Below are 16,537 nucleotides of genomic sequence, written 5' to 3' on the forward strand. Positions count from 1 at the left end.
CGACGACAGGGCACGTACGCGGTCCGGCGGAGCCGGGCACGGCCGGACGAACCAGGGCCTAGTATGGCGTGTGCCCAACACGCAGCTGGCGCGGATGGACTCCTTCACCTTCCCGTCCTACTCGATCGACCTCTCCACCGGCGAGGCGCTGTTCGACTACGCGCTGACCGGCCCGGACGGCGAGCAGCGGTTCACCGAAGTGATCACGTTGCCGGTGCCCGAGCAGTCACCGTCGGACGCGGCCGTGGCGGCCCTCGGCCGGGTCCTGGAGCTGCTGCACGTGGTGGCCGGGGTCAGCTACTACAAGGCCGCCGCGCCGGGGCAACTCGTGCTGCCGGCGCCGCTCGGCCCGGCCGCCGCCGAGTTCGTCACCGCCGTCTACACCAAGGGCCTGGCCGAGTACGCCTACCGCAACCAGTTGCCGTACGTGCTGGAGTTGACGCCGCAGATCCCGCAGGGCCGGGTACGCCCCGCCGCCGAGTACGACAACTCCGACCGGCGGCCGCTGTCTGCGGTGGGTGGCGGCAAGGACTCGATCGTCAGCCTGGAGGCGTTGCGCCGCGCCGGTCTCGACCCGGTGCCCTTCTCGGTCAACCCGAACCATGTGATCAAGGCGGTGAACGCCGCCTCCGGGCTCACCGCGCTGGCGGCGCGGCGACGCCTCGATCCGGTGCTGTTCGAGTTGAACGCGGCCGGGGCCCGTAACGGGCACATTCCGGTCACTGCGATCAACTCGCTGATTGCGGTCGCCACGGCGGTGTTGCACGGGCTGGGTCCGGTGGTGATGTCCAACGAGCGCTCGGCGTCCGACCCGAACCTGATCTGGAACGGTCACGAGATCAACCACCAGTGGTCCAAGGGGGTGGCGGCCGAGGGGCTGCTGCGGGCCGCCCTGGCCGAGCACGCCGGGTTGACCGAGCCGTACTTCTCCCTGCTGCGTCCGTTGTCGGAGCTGCACATCGCCCGACTGTTCGCCACCATCGACCGGTACGACGATGTGGTGACCAGTTGCAACGCCGCCTTCAAGCTGCGCGACGCGAGTGAACGCTGGTGCCGCGACTGCCCCAAGTGCCGGTTCGTCTTCCTGGCGCTGGCGCCGTTCATGTCCCGCCAGCGGATCACCCACATCTTCGGCGGTGACCTGCTCGCCGATGCCACCCAGATCCCCGGCTACCGGGAACTGCTCGGCATCGACGGGCACAAGCCGTTCGAGTGCGTCGGCGAGGTGGAGGAGTCGGTGGTCGCGCTGAGCCTGCTCGCCCAGCAGCCCGAGTGGCGGGACACCCCGGTGGTGACCGCCCTGGTCGCCGCCCTGCCGGACACCGCCTGGGAGACCGCCGCCACCTCCGACACCTTCACCCCGAGCGGCGGCCCCTCCTACGTGCCGCCCACCTACGCCAAGGCCCTGAACTCGCTCACCGCATGAAGAGGCGGTGAGCGCCACACGAGGGGGCGGTGGGTGCCGCGCGGTCACCGAAAGGTGCCCTGGTTTCGGAAAAGTGCCTTCTTCCCAGGTCGACGCCACTCTCTTACGGTTCCTGAGTAACCATTAGAGAGCTAGAGGAGGCGCTTCGTCATGGCCGTGACACTTGTGAACCCCAGCGGGCTGCCGGAAATCGACGTGTACCGGCAGGTGTCGGTGGCGACCGGGTCGAGGATCGTCCACGTCGCCGGGCAGGTCGCCTGGGACGCCGAGGGCCGTACGGTCGGCGAGGGGGATCTCGCCGCGCAGGTCGAGCAGTGCTACCTCAACGTCGCCACCGCACTTGCCGGGGTCGGGGCCAGCTTCGCCGACGTGGTGAAGTTGACCGTGCACGTCGTCGACTGGACGCCGGAGCAGATGCCCGTACTGCTGGACGGCATCGCCCGGGCGGCGGCCAAGCTGGGCGACACGCCGGCCGCACCGGCCTCGCTGTTCGGGGTCGCGGCCCTGGACGTACCGGAGCATCTGGTGGAGGTCGAGGCGACCGCCGTGCTCGATTGACCGGTAGCGGTCCCGGCCCGGCGGTGGGCCGGGACCGCTGATCGCGCGTGGCGGCCGGGACCGTCAGTCGGCGTCGAACCGGCGGCGGGACGCCTCGATGTGACCCAGGTGGCGCTGGGTCCAGGCGCACACGCCGTCGACCACCCCGCGCAGCGCCTGACCGGCCTCGGTCAGGGTGTACTCGACGCGGGGCGGCACGGTCGGGTACACCTGCCGCTCGACCAGGCCGTTGCGTTCCAGCATGCGCAGGTTCTGGGTGAGCATCTTGTGACTGATGCCGCCGATGACGTCCCGCAGTTCGCTGAAGCGCATGGTGCGCTGCCCGAGGAACTCGATGATCAGGAACGCCCACTTGTTCGCCACGTCGGAGAAGATCTCGCGGGCCAACGAGTCGGCCCGGGCCAGGTCGGCCTCCGGGGGCAGCTCGCTGATCTCGGCTCTGGTTCCCACCTCGTAACTCTCCATCGGTTCTCCAGTAACCGCAAGAGAGTCAGGGGGTGCGGATGGCGTCCAGGGCGAGCAGGGCGACGTGCAGGGAGAGGCAGGCGTCGACCGAGTCCAGGTCGACGTCGAGGATCCGACCGATGCGGGCCAGCCGTTCGTAGAAGGCGGGTCGGGACAGGTGCGCCGCCGAGGCCGCCGCCGACTTGTTCCGGCCCTGTTCCAGGTACGCGCGCAGGGTGCCGAGCAGCTGCTCGCGCGGATGCCGGGCGTCGTACGCCAGCAAAGCCCCCAGCTCGCGCTCGACGAACGTCTGCAGTCGCGGCTCGTCGCGCAGCAGGTGCAGCAGCCCGGCGAGCCCGACGTGCGGCAGCCGGAAGATCGGCAGGTCCCGCCGGTCCCGCCGGGCCGCCTCGGCGACCTGCCGGGCCTCGATCAGCGACCGTCCCGCCTCCCGCAGGCTGCCCACCCCCGAACCGGCGGCGATGATCAGGCCGCCGGGGCGGCGCGACGCCGGGTCGGGCGGGCGGCTGTCGGGGCGGGTACGGCGCAGCGCGGCCGCGAACGCCGTCAGGGCCCGCTCCTCCCCCGCCGCGTCGGCGAGCGCCAGCAGCACCCCGACCGCCTGGTCGTCGACCGCGCTGGTCAGCCCGGTCAGCTTCGCCTCGCGCAGCGCCTGACCTACCGTCTCGGCCAGGTCCCGCAGGCGGGTCGCCCCGGGTTCGGCGCCGGCCAGGCCAGGATCACCACCCGGGTCAGCGGCCGGGCCGTTGTCTGCCGGGTCCTCACCGCGATGCCGCACCACCACCCCGACCAGGTGTCGGCGGTCCAGCGTCAGCCCCAGCGCCCGCGCCCGCAGGGCCACCTCGTCGACCGGCCGGGTGCGGTCCAGCAGCGCGGTGAGCAAGGTGCGGTGGATCTGCCGTTCCCACCCTTCGGCGTCGCGGCGGATCAGCCGCCCCAGCGCCAGGGTCGACGCGGCCCGCTCCACCAGGATGGTCAGCCGGGTCGGCGGCACGGCGAGGCCACCCACCACGTCGTCCGCGTCGTTCGACTCGCCGTCGCCCGGTCCGCTCGGGTCGGTGCCGCCCGGGCTGAGGTCGACGCCGCCCGGCCAGCGCAGCAGCAGCCGACCCCAGTCCTCACCCCGGGCCCCGACCATGGTGACCAGCCAGCCGCTGTCCGGGTCGTACGCCGTACGCCCGGCGGGCCGGATCCGACGCGAGTGCTGCTCCCACCCGTCGAGCAGCAGTGCGGCGTTCTCCCGCGCCGGGTCGTAGGCGAGCACCTGACGGGACAGGTTCTCCAGCACCACCGGGCAGCCGGACAGCTCGGCGGCCTGCCGGATCACCTCGTCCGGTTCGGCGCCCTCCACCGACAGTTCGGTGAACCGTTGGTGGATCTCCTCGGTCGCCCGCAACTCGGTGAGCTGGGCGTCCACGATCAGGGCGTGCACCGCCTCGGTGATCCGTACGAACGGGGTGGCCCGGCGCAACTCCACCAGCGGCAGGCCGTGCCGCCCGGCAGCGGCGGCCATCACCTTCGGTACCCCGGTGAGGTAGCGGCGACCGAGTTCGACCACCAGTCCGGAGACGCCGACACCGGCCAGGTCGGCGATGAACGCCCGCAGCCCGGCGTCGTCGGCCGGCAACCCGATGCCGGTGGTGAGCACCAGTTCGCCACCACCGAGCAGGGTGGCGATGTCGGGTACCTCGGCCACGTGCACCCACCGCACCGGCCGGTCCAGTCCCGCCTCTCCGGCGACCAGACGCGGGGCGCCACGACGGACCGGGTCAAGCGCCAGGACCTGACGGACGGTGGGGAACACCCGCGACACGTTACCGTCCGTGATTCCGCTGCCGGTAACCGCAGGTCAGCTCAGAGCGGGTCGTCGCGCCCCAGTTCCCAGCAGGCCACGGCGGTGGCGGCGGCGACGTTGAGCGAGTCGACACCGCGCCGCATCGGGATCACCACCCGCACGTCACTGGCGGCCATCGCCGCCTGGGTCAGCCCGGCGCCCTCGGCACCGAGCAGCAGCGCGGCCCGGGCCCGCTGGGCGGGCGTCAGCCGCTGGATGGGTACCGCGTCGGGGGCCGGGGTCATCGCCAGCACGGTGAAGCCGGCGTCGCGTACCTGCGCCAACGCCGTCGGCCAGGGATCCAGTTTCGCGTACGGCACGGCGAACACCTCGCCCATGCTGACCCGTACGCTGCGCCGGTAGAGCGGGTCGGCGCAGGACGGCGAGAGCAGCACCGCGTCCACCCCGAGCGCGGCGACGGCCCGGAAGATCGCCCCCAGATTGGTGTGGTTGTTGACGTCTTCGAGGATGACCGTCCGACGGGCCGTGGCCAGCACCTCGGCGGCGCTGGGCAGCGGCTTGCGGCGGAACGAGGCGAGCACCCCCCGGTGCACGTGGAAGCCGGTGGCCTCCTGCAACACGTCGGGGGTGGCGGCGTACACCGGGGCGTCGCCGGTGTCCAGGTCGGCGAGCTGGTCGACCCGTTTGGCGTCGACCAGGTACGACCGGGCCGGGTAGCCGGCCCGCAGCGCCCGGCGCAGCACCAGCTCCCCTTCGGCGATGAACAGCCCGTGCGGGGGCTCCCACCGGGTGCGCAACTCCACGTCGGTGAGCGCGCGATAGTCGGCGATCCGCTCGTCGTCCGGCTCGGTGATCAGCTCCACAGGCACCCGGCAATTCTGCCGCCTCGCGTCTGGCTCGCCGGCCCGGCCCCGGACAGGTGCGCCCCGGACGTCGTCAGGTACGGCGATGTTGCGGTATCGACCCGGCCCGCACCCCGCAACTTCGGCGTTGTTGCTCGGCACGCCGAGGCCCCGCGCGCGGCGGTCCCCGGCCGCGCTGGTGGCGGGGCCGGGGACCGTCGGTCAGGGGTCAGGCGATGGTGCAGGTGGCGCCGTTGAGCGTGTACGACGACGGTCTCGCCGAGTTGCCGGTGTGGGTGGCCTGGAAGCCGATGCCGACCGAGGCACCCGGGGCGATGCTGCCGTTGTACGACACGTTGCGGGCGGTCACCTGCCCGGAGGTGGGCGAGTAGCTGGCGTTCCAGCCACCGGTGATGTTCTGCCCGCCGGGCAGGGTGAACACCAGCGACCAGCCGTTGATCGCGCTGCCACCGGTGTTGGTGATGGTGAGGTCCTGGGTCAGGCCGTTGTTCCAGGCGTTGACCGTCACCGCGACGCGGCAGGCACCGCCCGGCGGCGGGGTCGTCGGGCCGGGCGGCGGAGTGGTCGGGTCCGTCGGCGGCGGGGTGGTCGGGTCCGTCGGCGGCGGGGTGCTGCTGCCGAACTGGGTGAAGAACCGCCAGGTCTCCGCCGGCAGCCAGGTCCGGGAGCCGCTGTCACCGGGCGCGCCGTCCTGCGGTGCGGCGATGTGCCCCTCGTCGAAGGCGGCCCACACCACCGGGTAGCCCGCCGCGCAGCCGGAGTACGTGGTGGTGCGGTGGGTCAGGCTGCCCTGGGACGGCTCCGGCGGGTTCTGCGGGGTGCACCCGTTGTTGTTGACGAACCGGTCGCGCAGCGACCGTCCACCGGAGATGCCGAGGACGTTGTCCCGGATGCCGTGCGCCCCGAAGTAGGCGATCCGACCGTTGCCGCCACTGCATCCGCTGATCAGGCCACCGGCGTACACCGCGACCGCGCGGAACACGTTGGGTCGGGCGCAGGCCAGCGCGTAGCTCATCCCGCCGCCCCAGCTGAAGCCGAGCGCGAAGCGCTGCGTGGTCTCCACGCAGAGGTTCGCCTCCACCTGCCGGAGCAGGTCGTCGACGAAGGTGACGTCCTCGCCGCCGGAGTTGGCCCAGCCGGCGTTGAGGCCCTGCGGCGCAACGAAGATGGTGCTGTTGTTGGCCAGTTGCCGCAGCCCGTAGTACGACCAGGTGTCCCGCTGCACCGTCTGCCCGGTGTCCACGTCGACGGCCGAGCCGCCGCGCCAGTGGAAGCCGAGCACCAGCCGGTACGGGTGGTTGTTGTTGTAGTTGGCCGGGATCCGCAGGATGTAGCTGCGGCTCTTGCCGTTGCTCTGGATCGTGTGCGTACCGCTGTTGAGCCCCGGCGCGCGGCCGCAGCCCGCGGTCGCGGCCAGGGTGCCGACGTCGGTGGTCGACGCCGTCGCGGTGGGGCCGGTGGCCAACGCCACCCCGCCCACGCTCAGCACGAGCATCGCCGCGATCGCGGCGGGCCCGAAGATCGATCTGGGTCTCACCATCATGTTGCTCCGTCTCCGCGTCGCACCGGACGCGCGGAAGGTGCCGCTGCACCGTTGGTGGTGGTCGATGAGCTCGCCCTGCTCCGCGTACCCGTCCGGCACGGACGTGCCCACCGCGGACCCCGGGGCGGCCGTGAAGAGATTCGGCGGCACCCGGTCGGGATCCGCGTCGCCCGTCGGTCGGCGTCGCGGTCTCGCCCACTCGCCGGAATCCCGGACCGGCTCAGGGCGCGTCAAGCGTGTGCCCGGCTCCCGCTCGGACCGTATCGTGTGAGCGATAACATATCAAGACTTGTGGATGTCTTGCTTGCGGCCCGCCGGCACCGAGTCAGCTCGGCAGGGTGATGAACCGCGGCGGCACGTGCCGGGTGAGCCAGACGCCGTTGGCGGCCCGGTAGAGGACGAGGCCCGCGACGTGCATCCCGGCGGCGTCGATACGCAGCACGACCGGCTTGCCGCGCCGGGCACCGACCCGCGCGGCGGTGTCCAGGTCGGACGACAGATGCACATGGGTACGCTCACCCGACGTCAGCCCCTCGACGCGGATGCCGGGCAGGAACCGGGCCACCGTGCCGTGGTAGAGCACCGTCGGCGGCACCGCCGGTGCCAGTTGCAGGTCGACCGCGATGGTGTGGCCCTGGGCGGCCCGGATCCGGCCCTCGCGAACCTCGAACCGCTGCTTGTCGGTGTTGCCGACCAACTGGTCGAGCAACGCCGGAGTGACCGGTCGACCGTGCCGGGCCAACGCGGCGAGCAGCACGTCCACCGGCACCCAGCCCGCCTCGTCGAGGGTGACCCCGACCGCATCCGGCCGATGCCGCAGCACGTACGACAGGAACTTGCTGGTCGAGGTGAGCCGGTCGGTCATCGGGGCGTACCGGCCCGGTCGGGCTCGACGGGCGGGGACACCCCGGCCCGGCCGGTGCGGTCGGGCGGCGGAAACTGGCTGAGGAAGTCGCGGACCAGATGGGCTCGCGGTTGTCGCCAGGTGGCCCAGTAGCGGATCTTCGGCAGGCCGTCGATCGGCACGGCACGCAGACCGTCGGGCAGCCCCACGCAGCCGTTGACCACGGTGGCCCCGACACCCAGCCCGGCCAGGTGCACCAGCAGGTCCCAGCCGTCGACCTCGGCGGCAGCCTGCCACCGTACGCCCGCATCGAGCAGCGCCCGGTCCAGTGCCCGCCGGTGCGGTCGATTGGCCGGGGGTACCACCAGGTCGAGGCCGTCGAGGTCGCGCAGCCGGACCTGCCGACGCTCCGCGAGCGGATGCCGCTCGCCGAGCACGAGCACCTGCCGGTACGCGGCGATCTGGACCGCCTCGACCTGGCGGGTCGGCGGGTCGTGGGCGATGACCGCCAGGTCGGCCTGACCTGCGTGCAGGGCCGCGAGTGCGGCATCGCGGTCAGCGGTGATCACGTGAACCCGGCGGCCCTGCCGACCGACCTGCCGGATCGCCTCGCCGACCACCCAGCGCAGCGCGCCCCGACCGGCCGCGATGGTCAGCGTGGGCGTCGACTCGTGGTGCAGTTCCCGGAGGAACTCGTCGGTCCGCCGCCGCGAGTCCAGCGCGTACGCGGCAAGGCGTTCACCCGCGACGGTCAGGGTCAGCCGCCGCCCGTCGCGCTGGTACAGGTCGACGTCGAGGGCCGCCGCCAGCTTACGGATCTTCACGTGCAGAGCGGGCTGGCTGATGTGCAGTGCCGCCGCGGCGGCGGTGAAGTTGCGGTGCTCGGCGAAGACCGCGAAACAGCGGAGCGCGTCGGCCTCCAGCAACTCCCGCCCGGTCATAACCCAGCACTATAGATCACCGACAAAACAATAGTTCTGTGTACGCTCATCCGACCCGATGCTTGGTGACGTGAACGAGGACATTCCCCGACTCGGCATCGACATCGGCCGGGTCATCATCGACGGCTCCGCCCACCCGAGCGGCGACGACACCGCCTTCTTCAGCGGCGACGAGGCGACCATGCTGGCCACCCCCGAGGTACCCGGTGCGGTGGAGACCATCGCCCGCCTGGTCCCCCGCTTCGGCGGCCGGGTCTGGCTGGTCTCCAAGTGCGGCCCGCGGGTGCAGGCCCGCACCCTGCGCTGGCTCGCCGCCCACGACTTCCACCGGCGCAGCGGCGTCGACCCCGCACAGGTACGGTTCTGCCGGGCCCGCGCCGACAAGCGGCAACACTGTCTCGACCTGGCGCTCACCCACTTCGTCGACGACCATCCCGAGGTACACGCCGCGATCCGGGGAGCCGTCACCCACCAGTACTTCTTCGGCCCTCAGCGCCGCCCGGTCCCCGACTACGGTCACCCCACGCCCACCTGGGCCGACGTCGAACGCCTGGTCATCGACTCGCTTCTGACCCCCGCCTGCGAGGCGGCCCCCAGGCGAGGAACCGGTTGAACAGCGTCCTCGGGTCCGGGCCGTCGTGCGGGTGGAGGGGGTAGAGGTCGCGCATCGCCTCGTACATCGGCCCGGCCGGGCACTGATGCCTGGCCGGGTCGCTGTCGTCGTGGGCGGCGATCGCTGACGCTGTCAACTGGTTGGCACGTACCGCATCACCGAGGCGCCGGAGGCCAACTCGAAGCGGCTTTCGAGCTTCAAGTCGACGTGCTTCGCCAGGCCCTCGAACAGTCGCGGTCCACGACCCGCTATCCGGGGATGCACCACGAACTCGTACTCGTCGATCAAGCCCAGCTCGGCCAACGCCAGTGGAAGCTGCACACCGGAGACGAACACGCCGGTGCGCGACTCGCGCTTGATCTGCTCGACGGCCTTACCCAGATCGCCCTGCACCAGTTCGGCGTTCCAGTCGACCTGCTCCAGGGTGCTCGACACGACGTACTTCTTCGCCGCGTCGATCGTCCGGGCGAAGGGTTCCATCCAGTCGGGTCGCGACACCGCCGACGCGGACGGCCGCCACGCCTCCTCCATCATTTCGTACAACACCCGGCCGAAGAGGAGCGCATCGGCCCGGGCGAGGTTCTCGATGTGGTGCCGATGCAGGTCCTCGTCCGGTGAGACCGCGAGGTGATCGCAGCAGCCATCCACCGTGATGTTTATGGAATATCGCAAAGGTGCCATTCAGCCCGCCTCATCGCGTGGGGTCACGGTCATGATCTCCATCGGCCGGCGACCCGGTCGCCGTCGTCTCGGTGGGCTGGGCGAGCAGGCGGCGGCCCAGCAGGCGCAGCCCTCGGCGGATGCCGAGGATCTGCCCGAGCATCGCTCCGCTCAGCAGGCCCATGCTCGTCGCCGCCACCTGCGAGGCCGGCACCCACAGGCCGACGATGCGGGCCCGCAGGAAGCTGAACGTGAGATAGCAGACCAGCACGACGACGCCGATCGCGTCGATCCTGCCGACCACCCGCTGCTCGAAGCCGTCCCACCGCAGTCGCGACATCCGGCTCGCCGCGACGCCGACGACGACGCCGGCAACGATCCCGACCAGGGCCCGGAGCCACGTCCAGCCGCCGGCGACCACCGCGTCGACAAGGGTGACGCCAAGCGTCACCACGAACACCGCGGCGTAGATCCGGGCTCGCCAGACCACCTTCCGGTCGACGTACCGGCGGATCAGCTGCCGGCGCCGCGCGTGCTCCGGCAGCTCACCATCGGCCATACCGGGACTCTAGTGGGCACCCCCGACATCGGAGCTCACCGAACGCGCGTGGCGCTGCGCGGTGGCCGCCGGGCTGATGATGCGGCGACGGCGGAAGGGCACCAGCAGCGTCGGGTGGAACACGGCCCAGGCGGCGCCCCGGCAGACGAGTTCCTTGTAGCGGGCCGCCAGCCTGCCCCGCAGGTGTGTCGCCTTGGCCCGGTCGTCGGCGGTCACCGTCTGGATGATGCCGTCGCGCCGGCCGAGGCTGATGCACTGGTTGAAGTAGCGGATCGGGATCCTGCGGACCGGTCGCCCGGTCAGACGGGCGACGATGGCGTCGGCCGCCTGCCAGCCCGTCGGGATTCCGGTGGCGCAGGACATTCGCAACGGCTTGCCGCCCGGGCCCCCGGCGAGAGCGGCGTCGCCGACCGCGTACACGTCGGGGTGCGACACCGAGCGCATCGTGGCGTCCACGACGATCTGCCCGGTCGGTGCGACCTGCAAGGCCGTCGTGGCGGCGAGCGACGATACGGCGAAGCCGGCGGACCAGACGGTCACCTCGGCCGCGATGACCTCGCCGGTGCCGGTGACGACGCCGTTCGCCTCGACGCGGCTGACGTCGGTGCGCTCGTGGACGGTGATGCCGAGCCGGTCGCACACCTCCCGCAGGTACCGGCCGGCCCGCGCGTCGAGCCAGTCACCGAGACCGCCCCGGGTGGCGATCGCGACGGCGAGGTCGGGTCGGGCCTCGGCGATCTCGGTGGCCGCTTCGAGGCCGGTGAGTCCCCCACCGACGACCAGGACGGTGCCGCCCGCGCCGAGGTCGGTCAGGCGTTCGCGCAACCGCAGCGCGGACCGGGCGCTGCCGACGTCGTACGCGTGCTCGGCGACGCCGGGGACACCGTGGTCGGCGGAGGCGCTGCCGAGGGCGTACACAAGCGTGTCATAGTCGATCTTGTCGGCACCGGTCAGCGTGACGGTCCTGGCCTCGACGTCGACGCCGGTGACCCGCGCCAGTCGGACCCGCACGCCGGTGCCCGCGTAGACGTCGCGCAGCGGACGACGCTTGAGCTCCGACCCGGCGGCGTACTCGTGCAGGCGGACCCGCTCGACGAAGTCGGCGGACGCGTCGACGACGGTGATCTCGGTCTGGTCGGGGTGCAGTCGCCGGGCGAGGCGACCGGCGACGGTCGCCCCGGCGTAGCCGGCACCGAGGACGACGATGCGATGCGTCATGCTCCCACTCCCTGTCTGCGTGCGATGCCGTCGAACGGGACGGGCCGGTCGGCGGCGTACGCTTCCTGAACCGGGCAGCGCCGCGATTGCTGACAGGATTCGGCTGTGGCCTGGGTCACCAGCTGTCGACGACGGGCGCGGAGCGCGCGGAGGCCGACCAGAGCCGGGTGACCCGGTCGAGCTTGTCGGGATTGGCCTGGGCGTGGATGTCCGACACGCCCTCGGCGGTCATCTCCAGCGACAGCACCCCGACGACCCGGTCCGCGACGACGACAAGCACCGCGGGCACCCCGTTGACGATCTCGGCGTACAGTGTCGCCGCCCCGCCGAGCACCTGCCGGCGCAGATCCGTGGCCCGGAAGACGCCGCGCAGGAACCTGGCCACCGCCACCGCACCGACGATCGGCGTGCCCCGGGCGGGGATCTTGCCTCCACCGTCACCGGTGCTCATCACGTCATCGGTCAACAACTCGACAAGCCGTGCGGTCTCGCCGCTGCTGGCCGCGGCGAGGAACTCCGCCACGATGGTCCGGGCGGTGGCCTCGTCGACCTCGACCCGGGCCCGGCCGGCGGCGACATGCTGCCGGGCCCGCCGGTAGAGCTGCTGACAGTTCGACTCGGTGAGGTCGAGGATCTCGGCGATCTCCGCGTGCGGATAGCCGAACGCCGTACGCAGGACGTACACGGCACGCTCGTTGGGCGAGAGCCGCTCCATCAGGGTGAGCACCGCCAGCGACACCGATTCGCGCTGCTCGACGGTGTCGACCGGGCCGAGCATCCGGTCCCCGGCCAGCAGTGGCTCCGGCAGCCACATGCCCACGTAGCTCTCCCGCCTGGCCCGGGCCGAGGTGAGCTGGTTGAGGCACAGGTTGGTCAGCACCTTCGTCAGCCACGCGGCGGGCTGCTCGACCCCTGCCCGGTCGGCGGCCTGCCAGCGCAGGAACGTCTCCTGGACCATGTCCTCGGCGTCGCCGGCCGAGCCGAGCAGGCGATAGGCCACCGCCTCCAGTCGAGCTCTCGACTGCTCGAACAGGTCGAGGTCGTGCGCGCTGAGCGACATGGTTCGAGTGTCACCCACCCGGGCGAGGCACCGCCCGTCACCCCCTCATCGAGCGGACGGCACCCCGTCGGCGGGCGGGCGTCAGCCCGTCGTTGAGCTGACGTCGCCGGCGAGCAGGTGGATGCCGAGCGGGGTGAGCCGGTGCACCTTGGCACCGCCGACGCGCTCGCTGTCGACCAGGCCGGCGCCCCGCAGCGCGGCGGTGTGCTCGGAGGCCGACGACACGCTGATTCCGACGAGCCGGCTCACCGTCGTGGTGGTGTGCCGGCCGGGTTCGCCGAGCTGCCGCAGCACCGCCGCACGGGTCCCACCGAGGAGCTGGGCGAGCGGATCGTGCCTGGTCGGAGGCGATTCGGGCGGAGGATCGACCGGGTACACCAGCAGCACCGGCTGGCCCGGTCGGACCAGCACGCGGGGACGCAGACCGGCCAGCGGGCCGGGGATGAGCAGGATGCCCTCGCCGGTGCCGGTCAGCTCCGCGCTCCACCAACTGTCGATCTCCAGGATCGGCGGGCGCCACCGGATCGACGGGTGCAGCTCGTTGAGCAGACCGTCCACTCCGGACCGGGCGTACGTGCGGGAGCGGTGCTCGACGTGGCCCCGGTGCGCCGCCGTCAGTTGGGACCAGGACGGGGCGAGCACCGCGTCGAAGTAGCGGTCCACCGCCCTCGTCAGCAGTTCCAGGATCTGCGGGTCGGCCGCCACGAAACGCCGCCGCCAGAGGCTGGGCGGCAGTTTGGCGTACGCCTCGGTGAGCTCGGCCGTGATCCGGCGACGCGGAGTGGCCATGATCGACTCAATGCCGGCGGCCACCGACTCGATCCCGTGCAGCGGGGTCAGGAAGTCGGGCAGCAGGCCCCGCGCCGGCAGCAGGTGCCGCAGCGCGGCGGTGCTCGCCGAGGCGGCCTGCGCGCGGGCCGCCAGGCCAGGCATCCGCGCGGCCACCACGGGATCCCGCAGCGCCTGGCTGGCCAGGATCGCGGTGCCGACCGGGTGGGGGCGGCTACCGAACCTGATCCGGGTCAGGTCCGCCGCGCCGAGCCGCAAGGTGATCACTACTCAAGGGTGCCAGCTTTTCGGCGTACGCCGAAAGGGTTGTTGCGGTGACGGCCCAGCGGCGACGGTGTGGTGGACCTACGGCCGGGAGGGGGCGGCGTGCGTCGGATGCTCGGGTGGTGCGTGTCGGCTTTCCTGCTGGCGGGGGCCGCGGCGTGTGGTGGTGGCGGAGCAGCGCCGCCCACGACGTCGGGGGCGGCTCCCGCCGTGTCGCCTGGGCCGGGGCAACATGCGTTGACCCTGGACCATGGCGGGCTGAGTCGCAGCTACCGGTTGCACGCACCACCCGGATACGCCCCGGCGCGGCCGGTGCCGCTGGTGATCGCGCTGCACCCGTACCCGGGCACCGGTCTGGAGATGAGCCAGCTGTTCGGCTGGGACACGGTGGCCGAGCGGGAGGGGCTCCTGGTCGCCTACCCGGACGGCGTCCACGGTGGATTCAACGCCATGGTCTGCTGCGGCAACGCCGACGACGTGGGTTTCCTCGCCGCGCTCACCGGCCACCTGGTCGACACCTGGCACGTCGATCCCGACCGGGTCTACCTGACCGGCATCTCCAACGGCGGTGACCTGAGCTTCCGGGCCGCGGTGGAGGCCGGCGGCACGTTCGCCGCGATCGGGGTGGTCAGTGGCGGGTTCATCGGCGAACGGACAAACGCCGACGAGTACGCGCCGCAGCAGCCCGTATCGGTGGTCACGTTCATCGGCGAACGGGACCGGTACGCCCTGCCGTTCCGCACCGGGATCGACCGCTGGCGGCAGCGGCTGGGCTGCACCTCGGTGACCCCGCCGCCGGTTGCTCCGGCCGAGGATGTCACCCTCAGCCGGGCACGCTGCGCCGACGGCAGCGACCTCGACGTGTACCTGATCGGCAGCATGGGTCACTCCTGGCCGGGCGCCTCGGGCGACCGGTTGAGCGCCCCCGAGGTCGAGGTGAACGCCACCGAACTGATCTGGACGTTCTTCGCCGCCCACCCGCGCCGGGTCTGACGGCACGTCGGGAATCGCCACAGCCAGAGGGTTTTGTCCGGATAGTAACGGGAATGCGCGTTCGCCCGTACTACCCGAGAGGCGACCCAGGTGAGCGCAGCGAACGTCGACAGTCTGGTGCCGGCCGACCCGTGGCCCCTGCCCCGGAACCCCACCGTGGCGGATCACATCGTGCAGCGGCTCGCCTGCTGGGGCGTACGCCGGTACTTCGGCTATCCCGGTGACGGCATCAACGGCATGACTTCCGCCCTGCAACGCACCCACCAGCAGGCGCAGTTCATTCAGGTACGGCACGAGGAAACCGCCGGCTTCGCCGCCTCCGCCCACGTCAAGTACGGCGGCGGGCCGCTCGGCGCCGTACTCGTCACCAGCGGGCCGGGGGCCATCCACGCGCTCAACGGCCTCTACGACGCCAAACTGGACCACCAGCCGGTGGTGGCGCTGGTCGGGCACACCGCGCTCACCGCCGAGGGCGGCGGCTACTACCAGGAGGTGGACCTGCTCGCCCTCTACAAGGACGTCGCGGCGGCGTTCCTGGCCCAACTGGACCACCCCTCCCAGGTACGGCACCTGGTCGACCGGGCGTGCCGGACCGCGCTGGCCCGGCGTACCGTCACCGCGCTGGTCCTCCCCCTCGACGTGCAGGACGAGGCCGCCGTGCCCGATCCGCCGCACGCGCACGGCTTCTACCACACCAGCAGCGTGCCCAGCAGCGGACCGACCGTGCCACCGGAGGCCGACGTCCGGCACGCCGCCGAGGTGCTGCGCGGCGGCGAACGGGTGGCCATGCTGGTCGGCCAGGGCGCGATCGGCGCCGAGAACGAGGTGCGCGAGATCGCCCACCGGCTCGGCGCGGGGGTGGCCACCGCCCTGCTCGGGTTCACCGTCGTGGACCACCGGGAACCGTGGGTGACCGGTGCCATCGGACTGCTCGGCACCCGACCGAGTTGGCAGCTGATGAGGGAGTGCGACCGGCTGCTGATCGTCGGCAGCAACATGCCGTACTCGGAGTTCTATCCGCCACCCGGCCAGGCCCGGGCCGTGCAGATCGACCACGACGGCACCCAACTGGGCCTGCGGTACCCGACCGAGGTGAACCTGACCGGCGACGCCGCGCCCACCCTGCGGGCCCTGCTGCACGAGCTGGGCCCCGGCCCCGGACCGACCGGCTGGCGGCAGACCATCGCCGGGGCCACCGCCGCCTGGCGGCAGGCGCAACGTGAACTCGCCGAGCAGGACGCCGACCCGGTCAACCCGCAGCGGCTGTTCGTCAGCCTCAGCGAACGGCTGCCCGACAACGTGATGCTCGCCGTGGACTGCGGCACCACCACCGCCTGGTACGCCCGCCACATCAAGGTCCGCCCCGGGATGCTGGCCAGCCTCTCCGGCACCCTGCTGTCCATGGGCGGCGGCATGCCGTACGCCCTGGCCGCCAAGCTCGCCCATCCGGACCGGCCGCTGGTGGCCCTGATCGGTGACGGGGCGATGCAGATGAACGGGGTCAACGAGCTGATCACGGTGGCGAAGTACTGGCGCGACTGGGCCGACCCCCGCTTCGTGGTGCTGGTGCTGAACAACCGGGATCTGGCGTTCGTCAGCTGGGAACAACGCTCCACCGAGGGCACCCCGATGTTCCCGGACAGCCAGCAGCTACCCGACATCGCGTACCACCGCTGGGCCGAGGTGCTCGGGCTCCGCGGCGACCTGGTCGACCGCCCGGATCAGGTGAACGACGCCTGGGACCGAGCCCTCCAGGCGGACCGCCCCACCGTCATCAACGCCCTGGTCGACCCGGCCGAGCTGATGATGCCCCCGCACTTCACCGCCGACCAGGTCCGCAAGACCGCCGCCGCCATGCTGCGCGGCGACACCGACTGGGCCGGCATCATCCGCCGCGGCCTCCCCACCATGGTCACCACCTACCGCCCCCGCCGAGCGTGAAAGGA

16 protein-coding genes are annotated in these 16,537 nt (G+C 72.0%); 5 read left to right on the forward strand and 11 right to left on the reverse strand.

Annotated elements, in window-relative coordinates; translation table 11 throughout:
- Positions 1-70: 70 nt before the first annotated feature.
- Together VAB18032_RS20630 and VAB18032_RS20635 are read left to right on the forward strand one after the other, a co-directional pair.
- Positions 71-1,426 carry a MurL-like N-terminal domain-containing gene (locus tag VAB18032_RS20630; protein WP_013734849.1) on the forward strand — a complete coding sequence of 452 codons (1,356 nt, stop codon included), beginning with the start codon at positions 71-73 and terminating at the stop codon, positions 1,424-1,426.
- A 150-nt stretch (positions 1,427-1,576) separates the two neighbouring features.
- Complete coding sequence (locus VAB18032_RS20635) at positions 1,577-1,984, forward strand: RidA family protein (protein ID WP_013734850.1); 408 nt, start codon at positions 1,577-1,579, stop codon at positions 1,982-1,984.
- 63 nt (positions 1,985-2,047) lie between these two features.
- Here the strand turns inward: VAB18032_RS20635 and VAB18032_RS20640 are convergent, their stop codons facing one another.
- The 6 genes from VAB18032_RS20640 to VAB18032_RS20665 form a co-directional block, all read right to left on the reverse strand.
- Positions 2,048-2,434, reverse strand: coding sequence for a winged helix-turn-helix transcriptional regulator (locus VAB18032_RS20640; protein WP_043725190.1), 387 nt, complete (start codon positions 2,432-2,434; stop codon positions 2,048-2,050).
- A 40-nt stretch (positions 2,435-2,474) separates the two neighbouring features.
- Positions 2,475-4,253 (reverse strand): PucR family transcriptional regulator, encoded by a 1,779-nt coding sequence (locus VAB18032_RS20645; protein ID WP_013734852.1) that lies wholly within the window; start codon positions 4,251-4,253, stop codon positions 2,475-2,477.
- Positions 4,254-4,303: 50 nt separating this feature from the next.
- Positions 4,304-5,113, reverse strand: a complete 810-nt coding sequence (locus tag VAB18032_RS20650) for a TrmH family RNA methyltransferase (protein ID WP_043721406.1) — start codon at positions 5,111-5,113, stop codon at positions 4,304-4,306.
- Positions 5,114-5,315: 202 nt separating this feature from the next.
- The gene (locus VAB18032_RS20655; protein WP_043725194.1) at positions 5,316-6,647 is read right to left on the reverse strand and encodes a CE1 family esterase; all 1,332 of its coding nucleotides are present in this window, start codon (positions 6,645-6,647) and stop codon (positions 5,316-5,318) included.
- Between the two features lie 328 nt (positions 6,648-6,975).
- Positions 6,976-7,515 carry an RNA 2'-phosphotransferase gene (locus tag VAB18032_RS20660; protein WP_013734856.1) on the reverse strand — a complete coding sequence of 180 codons (540 nt, stop codon included), beginning with the start codon at positions 7,513-7,515 and terminating at the stop codon, positions 6,976-6,978.
- On the reverse strand, positions 7,512-8,435 hold the full coding sequence (locus VAB18032_RS20665; protein ID WP_013734857.1) for a LysR family transcriptional regulator: 924 nt from the start codon (positions 8,433-8,435) through the stop codon (positions 7,512-7,514). The genes VAB18032_RS20660 and VAB18032_RS20665 overlap by 4 nt, the downstream gene beginning before the upstream one ends.
- 70 nt (positions 8,436-8,505) lie before the next feature.
- On the opposite strand from VAB18032_RS20665, the gene VAB18032_RS20670 reads away from it, so the two are divergent.
- Positions 8,506-9,048, forward strand: a complete 543-nt coding sequence (locus VAB18032_RS20670) for a hypothetical protein (RefSeq protein ID WP_013734858.1) — start codon at positions 8,506-8,508, stop codon at positions 9,046-9,048.
- 132 nt (positions 9,049-9,180) lie between these two features.
- Here VAB18032_RS20670 and VAB18032_RS20675 read toward each other — a convergent pair whose 3' ends face one another.
- From VAB18032_RS20675 to VAB18032_RS20695, 5 genes are all read right to left on the reverse strand, one after another.
- Positions 9,181-9,696, reverse strand: a complete 516-nt coding sequence (locus tag VAB18032_RS20675; protein ID WP_013734859.1) for a dihydrofolate reductase family protein — start codon at positions 9,694-9,696, stop codon at positions 9,181-9,183.
- 43 nt (positions 9,697-9,739) lie between these two features.
- On the reverse strand, positions 9,740-10,267 hold the full coding sequence (locus tag VAB18032_RS20680) for a hypothetical protein (protein WP_013734860.1): 528 nt from the start codon (positions 10,265-10,267) through the stop codon (positions 9,740-9,742).
- 9 nt (positions 10,268-10,276) lie between these two features.
- Positions 10,277-11,485, reverse strand: a complete 1,209-nt coding sequence (locus VAB18032_RS20685) for an NAD(P)/FAD-dependent oxidoreductase (RefSeq protein WP_013734861.1) — start codon at positions 11,483-11,485, stop codon at positions 10,277-10,279.
- A 115-nt stretch (positions 11,486-11,600) separates the two neighbouring features.
- Positions 11,601-12,545 carry an RNA polymerase sigma-70 factor gene (locus VAB18032_RS20690; RefSeq protein ID WP_013734862.1) on the reverse strand — a complete coding sequence of 315 codons (945 nt, stop codon included), beginning with the start codon at positions 12,543-12,545 and terminating at the stop codon, positions 11,601-11,603.
- Between the two features lie 81 nt (positions 12,546-12,626).
- Positions 12,627-13,601 carry an ArsR/SmtB family transcription factor gene (locus VAB18032_RS20695; RefSeq protein WP_013734863.1) on the reverse strand — a complete coding sequence of 325 codons (975 nt, stop codon included), beginning with the start codon at positions 13,599-13,601 and terminating at the stop codon, positions 12,627-12,629.
- A gap of 234 nt (positions 13,602-13,835) precedes the next feature.
- Between VAB18032_RS20695 and VAB18032_RS20700 the strand changes: the two genes are divergently transcribed.
- A complete protein-coding gene (locus VAB18032_RS20700) occupies positions 13,836-14,591 on the forward strand; it encodes a CE1 family esterase (RefSeq protein ID WP_013734864.1) in 756 nt (251 codons plus the stop codon).
- Positions 14,592-14,681: 90 nt separating this feature from the next.
- Complete coding sequence (locus VAB18032_RS20705) at positions 14,682-16,532, forward strand: thiamine pyrophosphate-requiring protein (RefSeq protein ID WP_013734865.1); 1,851 nt, start codon at positions 14,682-14,684, stop codon at positions 16,530-16,532.
- Positions 16,533-16,537: the final 5 nt, after the last annotated feature.

This window comes from Micromonospora maris AB-18-032, from assembly GCF_000204155.1.
Classification (GTDB): domain Bacteria; phylum Actinomycetota; class Actinomycetes; order Mycobacteriales; family Micromonosporaceae; genus Micromonospora; species Micromonospora gifhornensis.

What these genes read in the sequence shown, in the direction of transcription:
- VAB18032_RS20665 (WP_013734857.1), bottom strand. Translation starts at nt 8,435, where the DNA reads ATGACCGGGCGGGAGTTGCTGGAGGCCGACGCGCTCCGCTGTTTCGCG.
- VAB18032_RS20690 (WP_013734862.1), bottom strand. Translation starts at nt 12,545, where the DNA reads ATGTCGCTCAGCGCGCACGACCTCGACCTGTTCGAGCAGTCGAGAGCT.
- VAB18032_RS20660 (WP_013734856.1), bottom strand. Translation starts at nt 7,515, where the DNA reads ATGACCGACCGGCTCACCTCGACCAGCAAGTTCCTGTCGTACGTGCTG.
- VAB18032_RS20655 (WP_043725194.1), bottom strand. Translation starts at nt 6,647, where the DNA reads ATGGTGAGACCCAGATCGATCTTCGGGCCCGCCGCGATCGCGGCGATG.
- VAB18032_RS20685 (WP_013734861.1), bottom strand. Translation starts at nt 11,485, where the DNA reads ATGACGCATCGCATCGTCGTCCTCGGTGCCGGCTACGCCGGGGCGACC.
- VAB18032_RS20635 (WP_013734850.1), top strand. Translation starts at nt 1,577, where the DNA reads ATGGCCGTGACACTTGTGAACCCCAGCGGGCTGCCGGAAATCGACGTG.
- VAB18032_RS20680 (WP_013734860.1), bottom strand. Translation starts at nt 10,267, where the DNA reads ATGGCCGATGGTGAGCTGCCGGAGCACGCGCGGCGCCGGCAGCTGATC.